1 protein-coding gene is annotated in these 550 nt (G+C 66.9%); it reads right to left on the bottom strand.

What is annotated here, in order from left to right:
• On the bottom strand, positions 1-550 hold a 550-nt coding region (locus ABD323_RS44780), incomplete at both ends, for a purine-cytosine permease family protein (protein ID WP_486327196.1).

Genomic DNA, 550 nt, shown 5'->3' with positions numbered 1-550 from the left:
GGCATGAAGCGCAGGTAGTCGGCCTGCTCGCCGATCTGGGCGATCAGCGAGAGCGCGATGCCGGTGCCCAGGCCGAAGCCGAGCAGGGTGAAGCCGGACCCGGCGCCCTGGGTGCCGCCGAAGTGGGTGAACTCGGCGAAGGTGCCGGGGGAGTGGAAGGCCAGGATGACGAACGGGCCGACCAGGCCGAGGATCCAGAGCGGCTGCGTCCAGGCCTGGAGCTTGGAGATCCAGGACATGCCCTTGAACACGATCGGAATGACCACCAGCGTGGTCACCAAGTACCCGATCGCCAGCGGCAGGTGCAGCACCTCGTGCAGCGCCTGGGCCATGATCGAGCCTTCGAGGGCGAAGAAGATGAAGGTGAAGCTGGCGTAGACGAGTGAGGTCAGGGTGGAGCCGAAGTAGCCGAACCCGGCGCCCGGGGTGAGCAGATCCATGTCCACACCGTTGGCCGCGCAGGCGCGGGAGATCGGGATGCCGGTGAGGAAGATCAGGGTGGCGGCGGTGAGGATGGCGGCGAGCGCGTTGGTGAAGCCGTAGGACATCA

Origin of the sequence: Kitasatospora nipponensis (assembly GCF_039528135.1) — a bacterium.
In the GTDB taxonomy this organism is placed as follows: Bacteria; Actinomycetota; Actinomycetes; order Streptomycetales; family Streptomycetaceae; genus Kitasatospora; species Kitasatospora nipponensis.
This window is presented reverse-complemented; position numbering and strand designations above follow the sequence as displayed.